The following is a 17680-nucleotide window of genomic DNA, read 5'->3' on the forward strand; positions in this document are numbered from 1 at the left end:
ACTTTGGGTTTAATCATTGCATATATTTTGTTTCTTTTGAATTTATTATCGATTATACCAACCATGTATCCATTATACATTTGGAAGTTGGTGACAACAGGTTCAGTAAGAAGGTTAGGTGACAGGCTTCTTTTGAAGGTGGGAGAAGTTTGGATCGAAAATAACTATCGGATTTCGCGAATGTTATACGGTGTCCAATTCGAAGTGATTGGAGATGCTTATAAAGATTTGAAACAAGATGGACGTTATATGATTATCTGTAACCATCAATCCTGGTCCGATATTTATATCATTCAATCTGTGTTAAATCGGAAAATTCCACTCATTCGATTTTTCATCAAAGATTCGTTAAAATATGTTCCAATTCTTGGACATGCGTGGCTTGCTTTGGACTTTCCTTTTGTAAAAAGAAGCAGTCGAGAACAACTGAAAAAAAATCCAGAACTTGCTACCCAAGATTTGGAAAATGTTAAAAAGGTTTGTGAGAAATTTGCCGGAATGCCTTTTTCGATTTTAAACTTTCTTGAGGGTCACCGAAGGACTCCTGAACGTGTGCAAAAGTTACTCAAAAAAAATCCTTACCAACACTTACTTCGTCCTCATAGCGGTGGCATCTCGGTTGTGTCTACGGCACTCAGAAATTCGATTGATGCCTTTATTGATTTAACAATTGTTTATCCTACCGAAAATCCGAGTTTTTTGGATTTGATGCAAGGTAAAATTAGGAAACTAAAGGTATTTGTAGATGTGATCCCGGTTTCGCAAGTTCCTATTGAAGAGAACGAACAATTTGCACCAATGTCAAAGAAAATGAAACGATGGGTAGATGAACGATGGGCATTAAAAGACACTTTGATTGAGAAGGAGAAACAACCAAAATGAAATATCTAGGAATCAGCATATTTTTGATCACCGTATTATTTTCTTGTAGAACTTTCGAACCGGTTGCTTATGAACCACCAATCAAACCGGAACCAGTCGGAGTTTATGCACCTAACACAGAACTACAAAAATCTATTTTACTTGCGATCGGTAAAGTTAAGGGTTTGGAGTCACTGGATGTCGATGCCGATGGAAATATTTATGGTGGGGACAAGGATGGTCGTATCATTCGAATTACTCTAAAAGGTGAAATCAAACCCATAGCCAAAACAGGTGGCCGGCCTTTAGGAATCCAGTTTGACAAAGCCGGGAATTTGATTATCGCCGATGCTTATAGTGGTCTACTCTCTTTGGACAAATCAGGTAAACTTACTGTTCTTGTTTCTGAATACAAAGGAAAACCTTTTCAGTTTACGGACGATTTAGATATTGCTCAAGATGGTAAAATTTATTTTTCTGATGCATCTATCTATGAACAAAAAGAATACCTTTATGATCTTTTAGAAGCAAAACCATACGGGCGAGTGTTTGTTTATGATCCAAAAACTAAAGAGACGGAACTTCTCGCGGACGGATTGTACTTTGCGAATGGAATTGCATTATCTAAAACAGAAGACTATCTTCTTGTGAATGAAACTTATCGATATAAAATCACAAAACTTTGGTTAAAAGGTCCTAAAAAAGGTATAAAAGAAACTGTAATAGAAAATTTACCTGGTTTCCCTGATAATATCACTCGAAACGAAAATGGAGATTTCTGGGTGGCTTTGTTTACTGTAAGAAATGATAGGATGGATCATATGCATCCTTCTCCTGTTGTCAAAAAGATGATTTCCTTTCTTCCTAAATTTCTTTGGCCCAAAGCAGAACCTTATGGATATGCACTCAAAATGGATGGGAACGGAAAAGTCCTTATGACTTTGCAAGACCCTGGCGGAGAACACCTGAAAGAGGTAACGAGTATTATAGAGAAGAAAAGGCAGTTATATATAGGTAGTCTCTACAATGATCGTGTAGGGATTTACGTTTTACCTTAATAGTTTTTCGATCGCATTCATACTTACGAATCACCTCCTAACCTTTGTTTTTGTTCAGGTTAAGGGGTGCAGGCGTATTCGTATTCGATAGCACCAAGGCTCACGGCTCCATCACCACCGGGCCTTGTCCCATTTCCATTCAAACTATCGGTTAAGATATTGTTCGTTGATTTTGTGATGAGACATGAAGTTGCACTAGTCGGCACATAATTTGCTGTCACTCCAAAGTTGGAAACAAAATTAGGGTTTAGATTTAGGTTATTGCCAAAGTTTGCTACTACAGCACTAATTGGCGTTACACATCCTGCTGTGGTAGGAATTGCTCCCCCGCACAGGTCTGTATAGTTTATGCTATTGTGATAAACTAAAGACGCACAGTTGTGAAATACATTGTATTTGATCGCACTTTGGATACCAGACCCTGAATTAATAATACATGCATTCCCGGCCGTATTATCTACTAGCAATAAAACATTATTTTGAATATCAGCAGCACTGGAGGGGGTTGTAATAAATATTGGCGATTCCTTTCCGGCTATAGGTGAGGATCCGCTACTTACTGTGTTATGGTAAATTTTTATACCCGAAAACACTCCCTTTAATTCAATCCCAAAGGCATTATTATTACTCGTTCCGTTCTGAATCCAATTATTTGCAACTAGGATATTGGCAGGAGTTCCTACACTGATCCCAGCTGCCGTTGTGGCACTGCCGGTTCCGTTGGATCCTCCTGTGTGAATGTAGTTTCCTATGATTCGGGTTGTGGCGTTTGAATTGGTCGTATATATTCCATACACGGAGGTGCTGACTGTAGATGTTGCACTTCCCACTTCAATGGTATTATTTTCTATCGTTGCTGTCCCTCCGCCAGTGACATAGACCCCGGCCACTGTTGAGGGTGCTGTAGATGTTGCGTTTCCAACGTTGATTGCGTTTCTACGAACGACATGCCCGCCTATAAGATGTATCCCATAAGTACCGAGAACTCCATTCGTTGAGACAATCGTGTTCCCTTGCGTGGTAGAACCAATTTCAATGGCAGAGGCTACTTGGATGCGAATCCCAATAGAATTATTTCCTGCACCACCTTTCAAAATATTTCCGGATAAGGTTCCGTTAGATCCGGCACTCGCCGCTGAAGTTACTTCAAAAGCAACACTATCAGTGGAGGATGTTAGATTTAGATCCTTACTGAGTATGATGTTTCCAAGTATATTGGAAACAGTGATGGTGGAGGTTCCAACATATTGCACTCCTTTCGATCTTACATTGGCTAAGGTCGAATCTCCTCCTGAAATTACGTTGAGTAGAAGGATGGGGGAGATAGGAAAAGTGGACGACATATACAAACCGATGGCATCACAACTTGCCAAAGTACATTTTCCTCCATCGATTAAATTTTTGACCAAAAAAAGATTACTATTGATTGAATGGATTCCGGAAGAGGCATTGATTCCCGTACCACCATCGATAGCATTATTGATTAGTCGCACTTTCGCAGTGGAATCCAAAAATACTCCCGCCATATAAGGCGCTGTATTTGGACCCGATTTAATGAAAAAACCAGAAACGGTTGTGTCATTGACAATAGAGACATCTCCTGCTATGGCAGCACAGGGTGAAACGAGAGTTGCGGCCGCACAACTAACAGGTGTTGCTATCATTAAAATTTGAGAGCTATGGGAATCCGGATCCCAAGTTCCAAAATTGGATCCAGCAACATAACCTCCATAAAGCGATATGCCGTTAATTAATTGAATTTTATCACCTATAGCGGTTGAATCATACCATCCGCCTTCTACAAGAACAGCGCAGTCAAAAGTGGGACAAACTCCCAAGTTATTGATAGCCTCTTGAATATTGCGTTTGGGCGTAAATGGAGTTAGACCATCAAAGGCATCGTTCCCACTAATTTGGGACACATAACGAATGGTGGAAGGTACTAAATAAGGGATATTGACTGTGGTAGATAGGGAATGTCCGCTATTGCTAATACAATTCAATGTGAGAGTGCTATTGCCATAAACCCATGAGTCCGTAGGCGCAGGTGTAACTGTGAGAGTGTCGTCTGTAATGGCAGTTGTAGACACTAAAAATTGAACAGGAAAACCAAGGTTTGTGTTTAGGCCCGTGGATCCTGTGCAACTACCTACATTGATGGCAGCAGAAAATTGTAAACGAATACTTTCTGTAGGTTGTAATACACCACCTAGGGACGGGTTAACACTCAACATACTAAAACAATTTGCGGTAACTGTGATTGATCCCGTAACGACACCCGTAGATGAAGAGAGCGTACATTGGTGGTTAGTCGGATTCGAAACCACTTGTAAATTGTAAGAATTGTTTGTTACCACATCCGTTGGAAACATATGGAGTCCATTTGTTATTATGGTGAGAAGTTCCGCATTATTGTTTCGAATGGCTAAGGTTCCAGAAGATAAACCGACAACATTGACATAAATGGGATATGCAACTGAGGTACATGCAATTGTAATGTTAGTGACGTTTGCCGATGCGATCACACCAACACCATTTGTAGTGACACAGTTTTGTACTGGATGGTTTGGCTGCGTAGTTACTGATACGTTGTATGAAGAGCCATCTAAATAAGTTTGGGTGAAAGCAAAAGTTCCAGAGGCAACTGCTACATTCAGAGTGGCACCGTCTATAGAATTTGTAAGTATTAGTCCAGTGATTCCATCTAGACCAGTGATGGTCCCCGATAAGGTATAACGCAAAGGATCACAATTGACAATGATAGAATTTATATTTCCATGTCCCACCACACCGGACCCGCCACTGACAGAACAAGTTTGCACAGGGAGTGTAGGTTGTGTTTGGATAGAGACGTTAAAATTACTGCCAGAATTTAGAACCGTTGTAAATTCATAATTCCCATCTGCGTTAACGATAATGGTTTCGGCACCAGAGTTTAGATTTATGGCGAGACCCGAACCAAGAAGTCCTGAAACTGTGAAGGAAATTTTGAATGGTCCAGAAGGACCGGTATTAACCAAACTTCGTAGTTGAAGGAAATCTGTGACTGATTGCAAAAAACCTTTGGAAAGGCTGGGGATACATGCCTGGAATAAAAAGGTGGGGATAAGGATTGCATTCCTAAAAAACTTTGCAGCCATCATATTAATCTCTATTCTATACAACAATTGAAGGGTGGAAACATTGTCATTTTATTTACGTCTAAACGAATAAAAGTGGGGAGAAATTGTGGATTTTAGTTTTTCTTATTACATTGGTCTGGCTGGGATCGTGGTATTTACGATATCTGGTGCCCTCTCTGCTTTGGAACATAAGGACCATCACCATGATTTGTTCAGTGTTTTTTTTACGGGATTTATTACCGCTATTGGGGGAGGAACCTTAAGAGACATTACGCTTGGAAATTATCCTGTTTCTTGGGTTCGAGACGAAAATATTCTTTGGGCGATTTTTTTTGGGTTTCTACTAGTCATCCTTTTGCCAAGGACACTGACCAAACGAAAGGATGAGTTATTTCTTTTTGATACATTAGGGATTGGAATTTATACAGTGCTTGGAACAAGGATTGCTTTGGATCATGGCGTAAACTTTTTTGCTTCTGCACTCCTCGGTATGATCTCTGCCATTTTTGGTGGAGTCATTCGAGATACACTCATGAATGAAGTTCCATTTATTTTTAGAAAAGAAATCTATGCTACTGCGTGTTTGGTGGGATCAGTTTTATATATTGTTTTAAATGTTTGGAATGTAAATGCCAATTGGAACTTAGTGATCTCTACAACTGTTGTTGTTGGCATTCGCATTGTGGCAGTTCGATACAACTTAGGTTTACCCAAGATCAAAATTTTTGATTAATTAGTACACAAACGTAGTAAAATCAGGGATTAAATTCATTTTTAGTCTCGTACTTACCGCAAGTATTTTATCTTTCGTTACTTTATTGTTAAACGCTTGCACTAGTAAAAATATTTGCATTCGATGGAGTAGAAGTGTCGCCATCATAAGTGGCTTAGGGAATTCCCTTTTGATACTGATTCAATACTTGAGGTTTTATGGCAAGTCCCAAGGCTGTCACATTAGAATACAAACAAGACTTAGGTCTTCATTCCAACATTAATGATATTAATCATCCAATTTCAGAAAATGCTCCCTTCCATTTTAAGTTTTTTCAAATAACAGATGAAGTCGAAAATACATTATTCCAAATCTTAGATCGATTTTTATTGCAACTCGACCTAATTATTGTTAGAGATTCGGTTCTTGCGGCAATGAAAGAAACTGTGACAAACGCAATTAAAGCAAATGCAAAACGAGTGTTTTTTAAAAACCGCGCAAGTAATATCGAAAATGAAACTGAATATGAAGCCGGCATTGCAGAGTTTAAAAAAACATATCTTGAAAATCGCGAAACAATCGAAGATTCTCTTCAAATAAATAATTTTGGAGTTTTTGTATCGTTCATTCACAATAAAAGTTTGATGCGCATTCGGATTATGAACAATGTGCAACTCACCGCAGCAGAATCGGCGAGAATTAAAGAAAGAATCGATAAAGCAAAAACTTATAACGATCTAGCTGATGCATTTATGGATATGTCAAGTGAACAAGAAGGTGCAGGCCTTGGGTTGATCATGACTCTAATGATGTTGCGCAACGATGGTTTGGGTGATTCTGCCTTTAAATTCGAAACTAGCGAAAACAAAACTGTATTTATGATCGATATTCCCTCTAAGGTTTCTAAAGAAAACCAGCAGTTGGAAAAAATTGATCATATAGTTTCTCAAATAGATAATTTACCTACCTTCCCTAAAGCCATCAAAGACATTCAGGATGCTATTGATAAACCAAACTCGAGTATTGGAACCATTGCGGAAATGATCAAACGAGATATCGCTTTATCTGCCAATATCCTAAAACTTTCCAACTCTGCTGCATTTAGACGAGGGGGAAGGGTTGAGAGTTTGGATCGTGCCATCCAACTGATTGGTTTAAAAGAACTACAAACTTTGTTGTATAGTCTTGGAACCAAGCAGATGTTAGAGGATAAATTCCCTGCCTTTACCGCTATATGGGAAAAGTCGAACGAGTCTGCATTTTATTGTAAAGCAATTGGACAAAAAATGGGGATGAATAAAGCCGATCTGAGTAACCTAATTGCGGCCTCTTTGTTACACGATATTGGTGAAATTTTACTTTTATCTTTTGACAAACAACATATGTCAAAAATCAAAACTTATTCCAATTCTAGAGAAATTGCCTCTACCATCAGTATGGAAGAATCTGCGATAGGCATCACGCATTCAAGGTTAGGTGCTATGGTCGGTGAAAAATGGAATTTCCCGATTTTGTACACAAAAGCAATGGAGTTTCATCATCGGCCACTTCTTGCAGATGACGTATATTCAGATATTGTGTTCCCGATTTATTTAAGTGACATGATGATATCAGTCAATGCGAAAGAAGCAAAATCATCGGAAATTCCAGCGGAAATACTCAAACTATGTAAGTTCCAGACTAAATCTGAATTCGATTCGTTCCGTGTCAAAATCAGAGAACAATTTTTGACATACTAATACAATTTGAATCACTTCGTTTGCTTTTGTGTCTTCTTGTAGAGTTCGTATCGAGATTTGAATTCTTGGTATCTGGGAATGGAAACAGCACGAACATAGGACTGGGTTGGATGGTTTTGTATAAAGTTTTGGTGGTACCCTTCTGCTTGATAAAATTCTTTTAACTCTTGGTACTCTGTAACCATTGGCCCTTGCCAGATTTGATTCTCCTCAATTTCTTTTTGGATTTTTTTTGCAATCTTCAGTTCTGCGTCTGAAGAATAAAAGAGGATAGACCTGTAGGAAGAACCTTCATCGGGACCTTGTTTGTTAAGGGTAGTTGGGTCATGAGAAAGAAAAAAAATTCTACATAATTCCATATAATCGATCTTAGTTGGATCATAGTAAATTAGCACGGTTTCTGCGTGCCCAGTTGTCTCTGTGTTCACTAAATCATACGAAGGATTTTTTGTATGTCCACCTGCATATCCTGAGATTACATCGATGACTCCTGGTACAGATTCAAAGATATGTTCTGAACACCAAAAACATCCTTCTGCAAAGGCGGCAATTTTTTGTCCCGATTTTGGTTGTAAGGGGATTTTTTGGACATTAGCATCTTTGTCTGAAAAAAGGCTACATTGTAAGAGGACAAAAGTGGTTACTAATAATAAAAGGAGAGTGCCACGTAACGTAAACCTGGCCCTTATATTTTTTGTTGTGGATTCCATACTCATTAGATTGTTTTCGGACAGGTTTGGAAATGAAAACACGAATTGGTTAAGGAGGGGTTACATCCTTTTCCTTTGGAAATTGTTCCGGGTTTGAGCTGTAACCCCTCTCGGTCCCACTTCGATAAACAAAAACACTTCGTGAGCCAGAAAAACTAGCCATTGGTTTGTAAAAATTTTGTTTAATGAAATAACCTAGAATTGTTGCTATGAGGGAAACTGTATAAACCCAAGATTCGGAATGGCCACCATAACCAAAAATAAAGGAACCGATAAGGATAAGGCTTTGACTCGCCAACCAAACAGTAGTTCTGTTAAGTAGAAATTTATACCAACCAATTTGGGTGACTTGGTTTCGAATACCTTGTAACAAAATTCCGAGTACAGGAATCCTGAGTAAAAAACCCAAAAGTCCAAAAACTACAATGAGAATTAGGAGTAACCAAATAGAAGAAAAAAATAGGTTCCACCAAAAAAGGAATTGGAGTGGGGGAACTAGGTCAGATGGCCACGAAAATTCAGAGGAAAAAAAACGAATTAAAACCCAAAAGAATGTGAGATAAAAACCGAACACGAATAAATGGAAAATTAATTCTATAGTTCCTGCAAGGAAAATTTATTTCATTTTACTTCGGAAAAAAAACCATCTTTAGTCCAACAATCACTGTAAAAATTCCAAAGAATCGAGATAAGGTAGTTGTGTCTATTTTGGATGCCGCACTAGCACCGAATATACTTCCTAATATAAAACCAGCGCTGATAAAGGCCGCTGCAAATATATTGGTTTCTCCTCTCGTGTAATAGATATAAGCTGCAACAATTCCAATCGGCGGAACCATCGCAGCGAGGGTTGTTCCTTGTGCTAATTTTTGGTTAAAGTCAAAAAAATAAACAAGTGCTGGGACAAGTAAAATCCCGCCGCCAATTCCAACAAGACCGCCGAGAATCCCGGCACCTACACCTAACAGTAAAAATAAGATTCCAATACTCATGATACTTTCCCGCAGGCACGATTTGCCGGTACAGCTTCGTGGATTTTTTTTGGTTCAGGGAGGTTCAGATTGTCCATAATTTCTTTAAATTCCTCAAGAGACTTTCCTGCAATCCGGGGATTCCATTTTTTCTCTTCACCGATGGTAGTAGATAAAAAACCTTTGTAGTCATGTCCAGGTAGGACGATGGTATCGTCAGGTAATGAAAAAAGTTTCTCCGTAATGGATTTGTATAAACCCTCCGCACTACCTCCTTGGAAATCGGTTCGGCCACATCCTCTCACAAAGAGTGCATCGCCTGAAAATAGGTATTGATTATTTAAAAGCAGAGAAATGGAACAGGGTGTATGGCCCGGAGTATGGAGGACTTGAAATTTTAAGTTCCCAATAGTAAACAAATCTCCATCCTTTAGAAATTTAGAAGCGCAACTAGCCCCAGAATGTTCCGAAGCATAGGATTCACATTGAGTTTTATCTCGAAGATCACCTGCTGATGTTATATGGTCGGCATGCATGTGGGTGTCGATTGTTAAGGAAAGAGTATACCCAAGTTCCTGTAGATAGTTCAAGTCTCTATCTAATCGCTCCAAAACAGGATCAATGAGGACGGACTGTTTGGACTTTTTGTCAAGTATGAGGTAAGTCCAAGTGCCCGATTCTAAATCATAAAGTGGACGGATTTCCATATTGTCTTTGGGATTGGTGATCATATAATGTTTCTCCTGTTTGCTAGAATCCATGATTACAATTTTTTGGAACCAAAGATAACAGTTTTTAGGGGTTTTGGGATTGGCTTAAATACCATACCCCCTATGGTATATTCTTTTGTTGACGAAAAATTTGGCAACTAGAAATTGGGAAAAAAAGGAGAAAGTATGAAATCTTTCCTGATGGTGGGAGTTGTAATTGGACTTCTTTTCATTTTCGTAAAAAAAATCCAATCGAAAGGAGATAAAGATATGGTAAAACAATGGATCCAGAATGGAGCAATTGTTGTAGATGTTCGAACTAAATCGGAATATGCAGAAGGCCACTATTCTGGTGCTATGAATATTCCCGTGGATGTCCTTCCTGCTAATTTAAACCAATTGAAGGACAAACAAACAAAGATTATTGTATATTGTCGGTCGGGTGCTCGTAGCGAACGTGCAAAACAAATCTTACAGGCTAGCGGTTATTCCTCTGTGCTCAATGCGGGTGGACTTAGCGACATGCCCGAAGGTCATTAAACAACAAACATTAAACTACACCGGTAGACATTTTTGATTTGTATCGGTGTAGTGTATAAAGGTCGGATAACTTGGTTTGGTCTTCAGCAGAGAGTTCTAAAAACTCCGCCCCCATAACGTATTTATGGATACCTACTTCCTCTTTTCTAACAACTTTGATTTTGGCATTGATTTCTTGGTGTGAATCTGATTCTCGAAGTTTAACGTCAAAGGATTCGTTTAAAGTTATATCGTCTTCCGTATCAAAAGCAATTCCTGTTACCGAAATATTCTTTGAAATTGTTTTGAGAGTTTTATCTGGTAAAATAAAAAGTAGTTCTAAGTTGGCATCAAAACGCAAACTGCTTCGTTTTTCATTACTATAAGCAACAATTTGGTTTTTACCAGAATATTTCGCCGTATACAATGCACGGTCCGCGAGATCATACATATCATCACAGGTTTTTACTTTTTCGGGATAGGATACAATCCCTCCACTAAGGGTTACTGATTTCCCACTCAGTTGGATGGTTCGGCAAGCTTCTAAAAGTTTTTCTGATGCGATCATTGCTTGTTCTTCATTGGTTTGTGGAAAAATGACAGCAAATTCTTCACCACCAATCCGGCAAGCTGTGTCTTCCATCCGCAAACAAGATGTAATTTGTTTGGAAACTTTTGTAAGAATTTCATCACCAGTTGTATGACCATAGGTATCATTGATTTTTTTGAAATCATCAATGTCGATAATTAGAAGGGAGAGATTTTGGTTGTATCTTTTGGATTGTTTGAATTCCCGAACAAGTGCAGTTTCGAAATGTCTGCGATTGTATAATCTTGTGAGCTCATCAACTAATATCAGTTTTTCGGTATCAGCAAAGAGTTTCATTTCGATGATTTTAGGGTTTTTGATTTTTGGATTGATGTTTGCGAAATAATCAACTAATGCAACACTGAATCCGACCGGGCGACCCAAACAATGGGAAAGTTTGTTTTTGTTTTCGATGATTTCTTTCCAAATGGATTCGGATTTATTTTCGCTGATATCTAAAGAAGTGAGTACTTTAAAAATTGCAGAATAGATTTGGTTATCTTCTAAATGATGGATTTGGCTTTCCCGAATTTTTTGGAGTAAGTTTTCCGCATGGTTCGGATTCTCCTCTAAAATTCCCATAATGGTATCTTCGATTCTTTGTCCGGGTCGTCCGGATGGATTCTGATTTAACATGGTAAGCGAAGGTTTATCAATTTATTTCCCACGATTTCCCAAAATTCTAGAAAAGGCAGATGTTGTAAAGACAGGTTTTATTCCTAAAACAAAACTGTATTCAGGGTAGAGGGAAATCCCTTATGATGCTGTCAGGTGTTTGGACTGCATATGTATGGCACTGATCTCTTCATATAGGAGTTGGACTGAGTCTGCAAGTTTTTGCGTCGTTTCATCAATGACAGTGACTGCATGGTTAATTTCTTTACTGCCAGACATTTGTTCCTGCGCAATCACCCCAATTTGTTCAGACAAAACATGAAGTTCCGAAAAGGTGACTCTGAGTTTGGCATTCAAATTTTCTTGTTCGGTGACATGGCCTTCCAAACTCAAAATTTCGCTCTCGATTCGGAGTAATTCTTGGTTTTGGCTTTCGACTTGGGTTTTCACTTCTTTGGAGTATCGGGTTCCTTCGTTGATTTTGAGTCCGGCCTCTTTCACAATTTTGGCAATGGTTCCCGCATTGGATTGAGAACGTTCTGCAAGTTTTGCCACTTCTTGAGCGACAACAGCAAATCCACGTCCATGTTCCCCGGCTCTGGCCGCTTCAATAGATGCATTTAACGCCAGTAAGTTGGTCTGATCTGCAATTTCTGACATCATCTGGTTAATTTCTTCCACTTTGGAAAAGGCTTGGTTGAGTTCTGAATAGATGCTATTGAGTTCTTCGGAAGATATTTTTACTTTTTTACTAAAATCGGCAGAAAGACTTACGTCTTTTGCGATTTGAGTTGTTTTTGATTTTACACTTACGCTGATATTTTGTAGAGATAAAAAGTTTTGATCAACAATTTTGACCCTAGCTACTTGGTCTTCGACCAAATTTGCAGAACTAATTGCTGATGAGGATAGTTCTTCCACAGAAGCCGAGATTTCTTCTACAGAGGCAGCTTGGTTTTGAGATTGGTTGTGGAGTTCATCCGACATCGATTGCAAAGTTTCTACAGAAGTTGCCAATGTATTTGCTGACTTTTCCATTTGATTGGATTTTTCAGTAATAAAGTTTTGTTTTTCCATAGTTTCTTTTAGTTTTGTTTTTAAGTCGAATTGCATTTCACGCATAAGAGCTACTACATAACGCAAACTAAAAATAACACCGAAATAAAAAATGACTTTCTGGACTTCTGTTGCGACGATGATATGATTTGCTCGCAACATTTCTGGATAAGGTCTAGCTACGAGTGCCGATCCAAGTTTTGTAGAAAAATAAATCCCACCTAAATATAGTAAGGTTGAAATGACTCCGACTATCATCACAAGTTTTGGTTCGAAAAGAAAACTGGAATAAATTGCAATGAAAACAAAAATAATGTAAAAAATACCTGCATTAACTGTATTACTTGCGTCACCCTTTGTATAATTATTAAAAATATCCAAGTAGAAAAAACTAACTAAAATTAGCAAATCTATGAAAATAATCGTGAATGCCCAAAGTCTTGTGATCTCTTTTCCTTTGCGTAAAAAATGTCCTGGGATGATGCCGTTCAGTAAAAATATAAGGGAACCAATAAAATTAGGGATAAAACTTTTTGTAGCGAAGTTGGCTGCAACTCCTAAAAGAAACACCGCACTCAATCCATACTTTGTGTAAACAATCAATGAGATACCTTTGCGAAAGAGAGTTCTTTCAAATTGACTGATTTCGTTTGTTTCTGCGGACATTCCCTAGTCTCCCCAATTGTCGCCTTCTCGTTAGTATGATTTGTAACCAACTACTGGCCAGTTATACTGTAACTGAATGTATGCAATCTATGACGATAAAATTTCTATATTTCTAATCGATCTGGAATTATCCTAATTGTCGCTATAGTTTTAAAGTAGACTGATTATTTTAATTTAGAAAGAGATTGAGTATCAATTGTATTATGAGTTGTCCTTTCTGATGATTGTATATTTCTATGATTAACGAATGAAGAAGCCGCCATTTCCTTTCTTGGTCAAAAAACAAAACCAATCGATATCATCCTTATGGATATTGACTTGGGTTCTGGAATGGACGGAACTATGGCGGCCAAAGAAATTCTTTTGTTACATTCTATTCCACTAGTTTTTTTATCTTCTCATACAGAAGCTGAAATTATAAATCGAACTGAATCCATTACTTCCTATGGTTATATTCTCAAAACATCTGGTGAAATTGTTTTAATAGCTTCCATTAAAATGGCGTTACGTTTGTTTGAAAGTAATCAAAAACAAACGGAAGCTCAGGAACTTTTTGAAAAAGCTTTTATAGTAAGCCCCATCGCTATGTCTTTACATGATACGAGTAACCAATTCCAATTTGTAAATGTTAATCCTGCCTTTGAAAAATTGATCGGATATGAAAAAAAGGAAATCATTGGTAAAACGAGTTTAGATTTGAATATGTATGTTAATAATGCAGATAGTGCAGAAATTAGGAAAAGATTTTTAGCCGATGGAAAACTAACAGGCCCTAACATTTCAAAACTTTGTTTTCTAGGATATTTTCAAAATTTTCCACCTAATTGATGTAAATTTAGTTTATCGCTTGCCTTAGATTAGGGAAATCGAAAATTCTAATTCTGTGGCATTCCGTTTTGTGAGTTTGGTACTGTCTTTCCTTTTTGTCCTTATATCGTGTGGACATCCAAAAATGGTAAACCCCTGCGATTTAAATTCAGAATCCTTTTTCAGAAATCTAATACTAAAAAACTTTGCCGGTGACTCTTCACCATACTGCAAAGTGGATTTTACCTTCTCATTGAGTGGAACCATATTGGGGCTCACTACCTCGGGAATGGTGTTGAAGACCATTACAGGAACAGAAGTTTCCATTCCGGCAGGTTCTACTCAATTCTCAATACCCATCTCACTAAGAGTAGGTGCTAGATACACTCTTTCCATTTCATCCCAACCAGAAACTATTGTTTGTTTGATCCATTCGGGTTGGGAAGGGGTGGTTCCAGATGGAATTTCGGATATCAGGATTATTTGTCACTCAACAGCCGCTAAGCGAGTCTACGGTCAGTCTGGTTCATATACTTCGAATGGTTTTGGATTAAGTGCAAATTTTCTGAATACTCCATACCAAGCGTTAGCTGACGGGAATGGACTTTTTGTCTCGGATTTTGGAAACAACCGAGTTTTGTATTATTCTGGTACTGATACAACTGCATCTTTAGTTTATGGCCAATTAGATTTTTCATCTGCAGCAGTAGGAACATCCACTACGGAAATCAATCGACCTCGTGGATTAACAAAAGATAAACAGGGATTGTATATTACTGATGCAGATAATAATCGAGCTTTGTTTTTTGTGGGAACTAATAGTATCGCTACTCGTGTGTATGGACAACCCGATTTTGTTTCTGCAGCACCCAATCAGGGAGGTGCCACCGCTTCTAATACTTTGAGTACTCCGTATGGGATGACTAGAGATGCCAATGGTTTATATATTGTAGACCAGGGTAACAATCGTGTTTTGTATTATAATGACGGAAGCCTCCTTCCCTCCCGAGTGTATGGGCAGAGTGATTTTCTATCTAACAACACAGGATCGACAGCGACATCCTTGGTTTCGCCAGAGGGAGTCTCGGTCAGTCCGGAAGGAGTTTATATTGCTGATACAGGAAATCATCGTGTTTTATTTTTTGCGGGAACTAACACCATTGCTACCAGAGTTTATGGTCAACCGGACTTTGTTTCTAACTTAGCCAACAATGGAACCATTGGAGCCGGTACACTAAATTCACCGAAAGCCGTTCTTGCTTTTGGGGGAGACCTCTGGATTGTCGACAGTTTTAACAATCGAGTGCTTTTGTTTTCTGGAACTAGTAGAATCGCTTCAAAAGTTTTCGGTCAAAATGGAAGTTTTATCAGCGCAACTTCCAATGCTACTGCCACTACTTTTTTCCAACCGCAAGGGATTTCGGTTGATCAAGATGGTATCTATATTGTAGATACTGATAACCATCGTGTGCTTGTGTTCTGAAAACTAAATTATGAAAAAAGTATTACTCCATTCGTCAAAGGATTCGAACTACAATAAAGAAATTATGGGTTTTTAAAGTTTAACAATGATAAATCAAATAGAAAAAAAAGAATTCGCTTATGAAACCGTTGTAGGTTTAAAAGTTTCAGATGATGAACTTTACACTAATTATAGAAAAGCAATGACTCCTCTCTTAATTAAGTATGAGGGAGGTTTTCGGTATGACTTTAAAATTCAAGAAACGTTAATCAGTGAAGATCCCAAGCCGATCAATCGTTTGTTTTTGATTTTCTTTAAAAACAAAGAACTAAAGGATCTTTTTTTTAAAGACCCAGAATATTTAAAAATTAGAGAAACGTTTTTTACTCCATCTGTTGAATCAACTACGATCCTTTCTGAGTATGAAAGATATCAATAAGTCAAATTAGGATCATATCCTGGGTTTTCCCTATTTTTCCCCAGGTAGGATCTCCTCCAAGGCCATCTCTTCTAAAATCTTTCCCCCACGTTCATTCAAATGAATGGCATCTGTTAAATAATAGTATCCATTTGATTCTCCAAGATCATTCCAAGTGGCTGTGGTAGAATAGTATTTCAAAATGGTCCAATACATTCCCCAAGTGTTTTGGATATAGGGTTTGCGAATTTTAATATTGGAAGTGTCGAGACCCTTCGACAAGGTTTCGTGTAACGGCTTGTAGATGGCTTTCTCTTTTGTGACCACTTCTTTGGTAAGTTCGGCAAATCGTTTGGATCTTTGGAAAGGAATCGATTCTGAATTTTCTCCTAATATGGGAGGTGAAAAAACAATGAGTTTGGCTTTGGTATCTTTTTTAATGGTTTGAATGATTTTTGTTAGATTCTGCACAAAACTTTCTTCTGTGACAGGTTCCTTCAATTTCCAAAGATTTGCGTAACGATTGTATTCATCTGTGGAAAGGGTGGCTTTTAAATCGTTTGTCCCAATTAGAAGAAATACAATATCGGGTTTTAATTCTTTTAGATTGTCCATTTGTTCTAAAATCTGAACTGTTAGGCGGCTATTGATCCCTTCGTTAATCACCAAATCATTTACGAGACTTGGATGTTTTGCAATGGCAGCTACATAATCATAACTTACTCGGCCATGGGTGATACTATCTCCGAGAAATACAATTTTTGATTTTTGTGCGGACTTGGTTTCTAAAGCAGACTTTAGATTGTTCGAAGGAACCTTTGTTGCCTGGAAGATAACGCAAGATTCAAAGAAGAAAAAACAAAGGATCCAAAGTTTAGAAAGTAGTTTCATGTCGATTGATCCTAACAAAAAAGAGGAAAGGAAAAAGCACAAATTGGGAATGGCATAAAAAAACTCATTTATTTTCGGGATCAGTTTTGTATTTCTCTAAAATTTGCAAATCGAAATCATCTATCTTATTTCTTTAGAGTTCTCAAATACTTTTCTAACCCAGGCCTTAGATCATGGAACTGAGGTTTTTCATGTTTGAGTAACAACCGGAAGTAGAGTGTTCCGTAGAGAATATCCATACAAACATCGATCTCTGAATCGGAGAGTGGTTGGATTTGTTTTGTTTTGATCGCATGATGGAAAAATTGTTTTGCTGCCTGCCTTCTGGGAAGCAAATAGTTTTCTAAAATAGATTCTGATAGTTCTCCATCTTGTTGTCCTGCTCCGATAAGAGTGGAAATCACACGTCCAAATTTACCAGAGAATACACCTGAGAGTGCTTCCATCTGATCGAGTAGGGCTTTTTCAAAAGTTACATCTTTGGGAAATTCCAAATAGGGTGAGATCATGTGGGTGACAGTGCTCATGGCAAGATGGGCTTTGTTTGGCCAACGCCTATAAATGGTAGTTTTTGCTACACCGGTTTCCAAGACAATATCATCAATAGAAAATCCATGGTAACCTTTCTTTGCCAACATCTCATATGTAGTTTTTAAGACCAAAGGTTCCAAATCTTCGGATCTGGGACGGCCTGCGGTTTTTTGCGACATTTTCTTTTTTACAGCCATAAATCAAAATATTTTAAAAAAAATCTTGACAGTCAACACTATTTCG

At 38.0% G+C, this 17680-nt stretch carries 17 protein-coding genes and 1 pseudogene; 9 read left to right on the plus strand and 9 right to left on the minus strand.

From position 1 onward, the window contains the following. Positions 1-3: 3 nt before the first annotated feature. On the plus strand, positions 4-882 hold the full coding sequence (locus LEP1GSC199_RS04750; protein ID WP_002978139.1) for an acetyltransferase: 879 nt from the start codon (positions 4-6) through the stop codon (positions 880-882). Further along, positions 879-1919 (plus strand): SMP-30/gluconolactonase/LRE family protein, encoded by a 1041-nt coding sequence (locus LEP1GSC199_RS04755; protein ID WP_002978245.1) that lies wholly within the window; start codon positions 879-881, stop codon positions 1917-1919. Before LEP1GSC199_RS04750 ends, LEP1GSC199_RS04755 begins: the two co-directional genes overlap by 4 nt. Positions 1920-1978: 59 nt before the next feature. Here the strand turns inward: LEP1GSC199_RS04755 and LEP1GSC199_RS04760 are convergent, their stop codons facing one another. Beyond that, positions 1979-5062 (minus strand): beta strand repeat-containing protein, encoded by a 3084-nt coding sequence (locus LEP1GSC199_RS04760; protein WP_002978500.1) that lies wholly within the window; start codon positions 5060-5062, stop codon positions 1979-1981. Between the two features lie 85 nt (positions 5063-5147). Here LEP1GSC199_RS04760 and LEP1GSC199_RS04765 point away from each other — a divergent pair, with 85 nt between their 5' ends. Beyond that, on the plus strand, positions 5148-5774 hold the full coding sequence (locus tag LEP1GSC199_RS04765) for a trimeric intracellular cation channel family protein (protein ID WP_002978318.1): 627 nt from the start codon (positions 5148-5150) through the stop codon (positions 5772-5774). A 197-nt stretch (positions 5775-5971) separates the two neighbouring features. Beyond that, complete coding sequence (locus LEP1GSC199_RS04770; protein WP_002978504.1) at positions 5972-7492, plus strand: HDOD domain-containing protein; 1521 nt, start codon at positions 5972-5974, stop codon at positions 7490-7492. Between the two features lie 11 nt (positions 7493-7503). On the opposite strand, the gene msrA is transcribed toward LEP1GSC199_RS04770, so the two are convergent. From msrA to LEP1GSC199_RS04790, 4 genes are all read right to left on the minus strand, one after another. Next, a complete protein-coding gene (gene msrA / locus LEP1GSC199_RS04775; RefSeq protein WP_002978327.1) occupies positions 7504-8208 on the minus strand; it encodes a peptide-methionine (S)-S-oxide reductase MsrA in 705 nt (234 codons plus the stop codon). Positions 8209-8251: 43 nt separating this feature from the next. Beyond that, positions 8252-8611 (minus strand): hypothetical protein, encoded by a 360-nt coding sequence (locus LEP1GSC199_RS04780; protein WP_232420647.1) that lies wholly within the window; start codon positions 8609-8611, stop codon positions 8252-8254. 217 nt (positions 8612-8828) lie between these two features. Next, on the minus strand, positions 8829-9194 hold the full coding sequence (locus LEP1GSC199_RS04785) for a TSUP family transporter (RefSeq protein ID WP_002978177.1): 366 nt from the start codon (positions 9192-9194) through the stop codon (positions 8829-8831). Further along, complete coding sequence (locus LEP1GSC199_RS04790) at positions 9191-9904, minus strand: MBL fold metallo-hydrolase (RefSeq protein WP_002978127.1); 714 nt, start codon at positions 9902-9904, stop codon at positions 9191-9193. The genes LEP1GSC199_RS04785 and LEP1GSC199_RS04790 overlap by 4 nt, the downstream gene beginning before the upstream one ends. Before the next feature lie 165 nt (positions 9905-10069). Here LEP1GSC199_RS04790 and LEP1GSC199_RS04795 point away from each other — a divergent pair, with 165 nt between their 5' ends. After that, positions 10070-10423, plus strand: coding sequence for a rhodanese-like domain-containing protein (locus LEP1GSC199_RS04795; RefSeq protein ID WP_002978433.1), 354 nt, complete (start codon positions 10070-10072; stop codon positions 10421-10423). A 10-nt stretch (positions 10424-10433) separates the two neighbouring features. Here LEP1GSC199_RS04795 and LEP1GSC199_RS04800 read toward each other — a convergent pair whose 3' ends face one another. Together LEP1GSC199_RS04800 and LEP1GSC199_RS04805 are read right to left on the minus strand one after the other, a co-directional pair. Next, complete coding sequence (locus LEP1GSC199_RS04800; RefSeq protein ID WP_002978497.1) at positions 10434-11627, minus strand: diguanylate cyclase; 1194 nt, start codon at positions 11625-11627, stop codon at positions 10434-10436. Positions 11628-11747: 120 nt separating this feature from the next. Next, entirely contained in the window at positions 11748-13328 is a 1581-nt protein-coding gene (locus LEP1GSC199_RS04805) for a methyl-accepting chemotaxis protein (RefSeq protein WP_002978421.1), read from the minus strand. Between the two features lie 258 nt (positions 13329-13586). Between LEP1GSC199_RS04805 and LEP1GSC199_RS22170 the strand changes: the two are divergent. The 4 genes and pseudogenes from LEP1GSC199_RS22170 to LEP1GSC199_RS04820 all read left to right on the plus strand — a co-directional run. Next, positions 13587-13811 (plus strand): annotated as a pseudogene (locus LEP1GSC199_RS22170) (response regulator); the annotation flags it as partial. A 15-nt stretch (positions 13812-13826) separates the two neighbouring features. Further along, the gene (locus LEP1GSC199_RS22175; RefSeq protein WP_332307929.1) at positions 13827-14156 is read left to right on the plus strand and encodes a PAS domain S-box protein; all 330 of its coding nucleotides are present in this window, start codon (positions 13827-13829) and stop codon (positions 14154-14156) included. A gap of 124 nt (positions 14157-14280) precedes the next feature. Next, positions 14281-15618, plus strand: coding sequence for an NHL repeat-containing protein (locus tag LEP1GSC199_RS04815; protein ID WP_002978524.1), 1338 nt, complete (start codon positions 14281-14283; stop codon positions 15616-15618). Positions 15619-15703: 85 nt separating this feature from the next. Further along, positions 15704-16036, plus strand: a complete 333-nt coding sequence (locus LEP1GSC199_RS04820; protein ID WP_002978234.1) for a DUF1330 domain-containing protein — start codon at positions 15704-15706, stop codon at positions 16034-16036. A 30-nt stretch (positions 16037-16066) separates the two neighbouring features. On the opposite strand, the gene LEP1GSC199_RS04825 is transcribed toward LEP1GSC199_RS04820, so the two are convergent. Both LEP1GSC199_RS04825 and LEP1GSC199_RS04830 read right to left on the minus strand, forming a co-directional pair. Continuing rightward, entirely contained in the window at positions 16067-16906 is an 840-nt protein-coding gene (locus LEP1GSC199_RS04825) for an SGNH/GDSL hydrolase family protein (RefSeq protein WP_002978540.1), read from the minus strand. A gap of 125 nt (positions 16907-17031) precedes the next feature. Further along, entirely contained in the window at positions 17032-17616 is a 585-nt protein-coding gene (locus LEP1GSC199_RS04830; RefSeq protein ID WP_232420648.1) for a TetR/AcrR family transcriptional regulator, read from the minus strand. Between the last annotated feature and the right edge of the window lie 64 nt (positions 17617-17680).

The organism is Leptospira vanthielii serovar Holland str. Waz Holland = ATCC 700522, assembly GCF_000332455.1.
In the GTDB taxonomy this organism is placed as follows: domain Bacteria; phylum Spirochaetota; class Leptospiria; order Leptospirales; family Leptospiraceae; genus Leptospira_A; species Leptospira_A vanthielii.